Source organism: Saccharothrix deserti, from assembly GCF_009769385.1.
In the GTDB taxonomy this organism is placed as follows: domain Bacteria; phylum Actinomycetota; class Actinomycetes; order Mycobacteriales; family Pseudonocardiaceae; genus Actinosynnema; species Actinosynnema deserti.
In genome coordinates, this window is the sequence record NZ_VKAB01000117.1 from 1 (window position 1) to 5,326 (window position 5,326).

The following is a 5,326-nucleotide window of genomic DNA, read 5'->3' on the forward strand; positions in this document are numbered from 1 at the left end:
AAGAATGTTCGGCGGCGTCCTACTCTCCCACACCCTCACGAGTGCAGTACCATCGGCGCTGGAAGGCTTAACTACCGGGTTCGGAATGGGACCGGGTGTTCCCCAACCGCAATGACCACCGAAACACTATGAAATTACCAACCCGTAGGCACCCCACCCAAACCCCACAGGAGCCTGGACCAGGACGGTCCGGTTCGGTTCTTTCAGAACCGCACAGTGGATGCGTAGCGTCTTCATGACAAGTCCTCGGCCTATTAGTACCGGTCAACTCCAGCCGTTACCGACCTTCCATCTCCGGCCTATCAACCCAATGGTCTCTTGGGGGCCTTAACCCACAAAGGGGTGGGATACCTCATCTAGGAACGAGCTTCCCGCTTAGATGCTTTCAGCGGTTATCCCTTCCGAACGTAGCCAACCAGCAATGCCCTTGGCAGGACAACTGGCACACCAGAGGTCCGTCCGTCCCGGTCCTCTCGTACTAGGGACAGCCTTCCGCAAGTATCCTACGCGCGCGGCGGATAGGGACCGAACTGTCTCACGACGTTCTAAACCCAGCTCGCGTACCGCTTTAATGGGCGAACAGCCCAACCCTTGGGACCTACTCCAGCCCCAGGATGCGACGAGCCGACATCGAGGTGCCAAACCATGCCGTCGATATGGACTCTTGGGCAAGATCAGCCTGTTATCCCCGGGGTACCTTTTATCCGTTGAGCGACCACGCTTCCACAAGCCATGGCCGGATCACTAGTTCCGACTTTCGTCCCTGCTCGACCTGTCGGTCTCACAGTCAAGCCCCCTTGTGCACTTGCACTCGACACCTGATTGCCAACCAGGCTGAGGGAACCTTTGAGCGCCTCCGTTACCCTTTGGGAGGCAACCGCCCCAGTTAAACTACCCACCAGGCACTGTCCCTGATCCGGATCACGGACCGAGGTTAGACATCCAGTACGACCAGAGTGGTATTTCAACGACGACTCCACAACCACTGGCGTGGCCGCTTCACAGTCTCCCACCTATCCTACACAAGCCGAACCGAACACCAATACCAAGCTATAGTAAAGGTCCCGGGGTCTTTCCGTCCTGCCGCGCGTAACGAGCATCTTTACTCGTAATGCAATTTCGCCGGGCCTGTGGTTGAGACAGTCGAGAAGTCGTTACGCCATTCGTGCAGGTCGGAACTTACCCGACAAGGAATTTCGCTACCTTAGGATGGTTATAGTTACCACCGCCGTTTACTGGCGCTTAAGTTCTCAGCTTCGCCCCGAAAGACTAACCGGTCCCCTTAACGTTCCAGCACCGGGCAGGCGTCAGTCCGTATACATCGTCTTGCGACTTCGCACGGACCTGTGTTTTTAGTAAACAGTCGCTTCTCGCTGGTCTCTGCGGCCGAAAAATCCTAGCCCGCAAGGGGCTTCAAATCCCTCGGCCCCCCTTCTCCCGAAGTTACGGGGGCATTTTGCCGAGTTCCTTAACCACAGTTCGCCCGATCGCCTCGGTATTCTCTACCTGACCACCTGTGTCGGTTTGGGGTACGGGCCGCATGAACACTCACTAGAGGCTTTTCTCGGCAGCATGGGATCACTCTACTTCGCCTCAATCGGCTATGCATCACGTCTCAGGATACATGAGCTGCGGATTTGCCTACAGCTCTCCCTACACGCTTACACCAGTACTACCACTCACTGGCGGAGCTACCCTCCTGCGTCACCCCATCGCTTGACTACTACAAGTTCAGGTCCCGCGCTCCACGTCACCCCACCCCCGAAGGGACGGGGCGGGCTTCGGGCGGTTAGTATCACAAGGTTCGCCATGGGCGCGTTCACACGGGTACGGGAATATCAACCCGTTGTCCATCGACTACGCCTGTCGGCCTCGCCTTAGGTCCCGACTTACCCTGGGCGGATTAGCCTGGCCCAGGAACCCTTGGTCATCCGGCGGCAGAGTTTCTCACTCTGCTTTCGCTACTCATGCCTGCATTCTCACTCGTCCAGCCTCCACACCTGGATCACTCCGGCGCTTCGATGGCTGAACGACGCTCCCCTACCCATCCGGACATACATCCGAATGACACGGCTTCGGCGGTGTGCTTGAGCCCCGCTACATTGTCGGCGCAGGACCACTTGACCAGTGAGCTATTACGCACTCTTTAAAGGGTGGCTGCTTCTAAGCCAACCTCCTGGTTGTCTGGGCGACCCCACATCCTTTCCCACTTAGCACACACTTAGGGGCCTTAGCCGGCGTTCTGGGCTGTTTCCCTCTCGACTACGAAGCTTATCCCCCGCAGTCTCACTGCCGCGCTCTCACGTACCGGCATTCGGAGTTTGGTTGATTTCGGTAAGCTTGTGGGCCCCCTAGACCATCCAGTGCTCTACCTCCGGCACGAAACACACGACGCTGCACCTAAATGCATTTCGGGGAGAACCAGCTATCACGGAGTTTGATTGGCCTTTCACCCCTAACCACAGCTCATCCCCCAGGTTTTCAACCCTGGTGGGTTCGGGCCTCCACGCAGTCTTACCCACGCTTCACCCTGGCCATGGCTAGATCACTCCGCTTCGGGTCTAGACCACGCGACTCGAGACGCCCTATTCGGACTCGCTTTCGCTACGGCTACCCCACACGGGTTAACCTCGCCACGCAGCACTAACTCGCAGGCTCATTCTTCAAAAGGCACGCCGTCACCCCGAAAGGCTCCGACGGATTGTAAGCACACGGTTTCAGGTACTATTTCACTCCCCTCCCGGGGTACTTTTCACCTTTCCCTCACGGTACTAGTCCGCTATCGGTCACCAGGGAGTATTCAGGCTTAGCGGGTGGTCCCGCCAGATTCACAGCGAATTTCACGAGTACGCTGCTACTTGGGAACACCGTCAGGAGACACCGGGTTTTCACGTACGGGACTCTCACCCTCTACGGCCACGCTTTCCAGACGCGTTCCGCTAACCACAGTGTTTTATGACTCCTCGACCGTCCGGCAGAACGATCAGACAGGTCCCACGACCCCGTACACGCAACCCCTGCCGGGTATCACACGAATACGGTTTAGCCTCTTCCGCTTTCGCTCGCCACTACTCACGGAATCACGGTTGTTTTCTCTTCCTGCGGGTACTGAGATGTTTCACTTCCCCGCGTTCCCTCCACACACCCTATGTGTTCAGGCGTGGGTGACCCCACATGACTGGGGCCGGGTTTCCCCATTCGGACATTCTTGGATCTCAGCTCGGTTGACAGCTCCCCAAGACTTTTCGCAGTCTCCTACGTCCTTCATCGGCTCCTGGTGCCAAGGCATCCACCGTGTGCTCTTAATAACTTGCCACAAAGATGCTCGCATCCACTGTGCAGTTCTCAAAGAACAACCAGACACCACCCGTACCGCAACCCGCCTACCAGATCCGAAGACCGGCGGTTCAGGAGCTGGGGCAGCCCTGCCGTTTCTCGCCGAGGAAACACTCGCGTGTTCTCTCAGGACCCAACAGCGTACCGAACAGAAGTCTCGAACCCCTCACGGACCCTTCCACGCCCCCCGAAAGGGACAGTACTAACTCCGCGAACAATCCAGGATTCCGCATATAGCCAGCATCCACATCATCGAGCAACCACCGATCGATCATTCGCCGACCGCGTGGCTCTCCACCGACCCTCCGAGGAAGACCGGTGAGGAATGCTCCTTAGAAAGGAGGTGATCCAGCCGCACCTTCCGGTACGGCTACCTTGTTACGACTTCGTCCCAATCGCCAGTCCCACCTTCGACCGCTCCCCCCCTTACGGGTTGGGCCACGGGCTTCGGGTGTTACCGACTTTCGTGACGTGACGGGCGGTGTGTACAAGGCCCGGGAACGTATTCACCGCAGCGTTGCTGATCTGCGATTACTAGCGACTCCGACTTCACGGGGTCGAGTTGCAGACCCCGATCCGAACTGAGACCGGCTTTGTGGGATTCGCTCCACCTCACGGCTTAGCAGCCCTCTGTACCGGCCATTGTAGCATGTGTGAAGCCCTGGACATAAGGGGCATGATGACTTGACGTCATCCCCACCTTCCTCCGAGTTGACCCCGGCAGTCTCCCATGAGTCCCCGCCATAACGCGCTGGCAACATGGAACGAGGGTTGCGCTCGTTGCGGGACTTAACCCAACATCTCACGACACGAGCTGACGACAGCCATGCACCACCTGTACACCGGCCACAAGGGGGCCAATATCTCTACTGGTTTCCAGCGCATGTCAAGCCCAGGTAAGGTTCTTCGCGTTGCATCGAATTAATCCACATGCTCCGCCGCTTGTGCGGGCCCCCGTCAATTCCTTTGAGTTTTAGCCTTGCGGCCGTACTCCCCAGGCGGGGTGCTTAATGCGTTAGCTGCGGCACGGAGGACGTGGAAGTCCCCCACACCTAGCACCCACCGTTTACGGCGTGGACTACCAGGGTATCTAATCCTGTTCGCTCCCCACGCTTTCGCTCCTCAGCGTCAGTATCGGCCCAGAGACCCGCCTTCGCCACCGGTGTTCCTCCTGATATCTGCGCATTTCACCGCTACACCAGGAATTCCAGTCTCCCCTGCCGAACTCAAGTCTGCCCGTATCGACCGCAGGCTCCACGTTAAGCGTGAAGTTTTCACGGCCGACGCAACAAACCGCCTACGAGCTCTTTACGCCCAATAATTCCGGACAACGCTCGCACCCTACGTATTACCGCGGCTGCTGGCACGTAGTTAGCCGGTGCTTCTTCTGCAGGTACCGTCACTCACGCTTCGTCCCTGCTGAAAGAGGTTTACAACCCGAAGGCCGTCATCCCTCACGCGGCGTCGCTGCATCAGGCTTTCGCCCATTGTGCAATATTCCCCACTGCTGCCTCCCGTAGGAGTCTGGGCCGTGTCTCAGTCCCAGTGTGGCCGGTCACCCTCTCAGGCCGGCTACCCGTCGTCGCCTTGGTAGGCCATCACCCCACCAACAAGCTGATAGGCCGCGGGTCCATCCCGTACCGCCGGAACTTTCCACCACCGGGGATGCCCCCGGAGGTCGTATCCGGTATTAGACCTAGTTTCCCAGGCTTATCCCAGAGTACAGGGCAGGTTACCCACGTGTTACTCACCCGTTCGCCGCTCGTGTACCCCGAAGGGCCTTACCGCTCGACTTGCATGTGTTAAGCACGCCGCCAGCGTTCGTCCTGAGCCAGGATCAAACTCTCCAATAAGGAATGTTTGATCGCTCCGAACAACACTGACAATAATGTCAGTTGTCCAGTAACAATCTCAAAGGAAAACCTCTTGACGAGGTTCATACAATTTACTGGCTATTCGGCACGCTGTTGAGTTCTCAAAGAACACGCGC

Annotated in this window: 3 rRNA genes; all 3 read right to left on the minus strand. The window is 57.7% G+C overall.

The features are described 5' to 3' along the window. Positions 1-6 precede the first annotated feature (6 nt). The 3 genes from rrf to FM051_RS49555 all read right to left on the minus strand — a co-directional run bounded on the left by rrf (position 7) and on the right by FM051_RS49555 (position 5,189). Positions 7-123, minus strand: a 5S ribosomal RNA gene (gene rrf / locus FM051_RS49545). A gap of 111 nt (positions 124-234) precedes the next feature. Then, positions 235-3,316: ribosomal RNA gene (locus FM051_RS49550) — 23S ribosomal RNA — on the minus strand. A 356-nt stretch (positions 3,317-3,672) separates the two neighbouring features. Next, positions 3,673-5,189, minus strand: a 16S ribosomal RNA gene (locus FM051_RS49555). The 16S, 23S and 5S rRNA genes sit together here, the layout of an rRNA operon. Positions 5,190-5,326 lie beyond the last annotated feature (137 nt).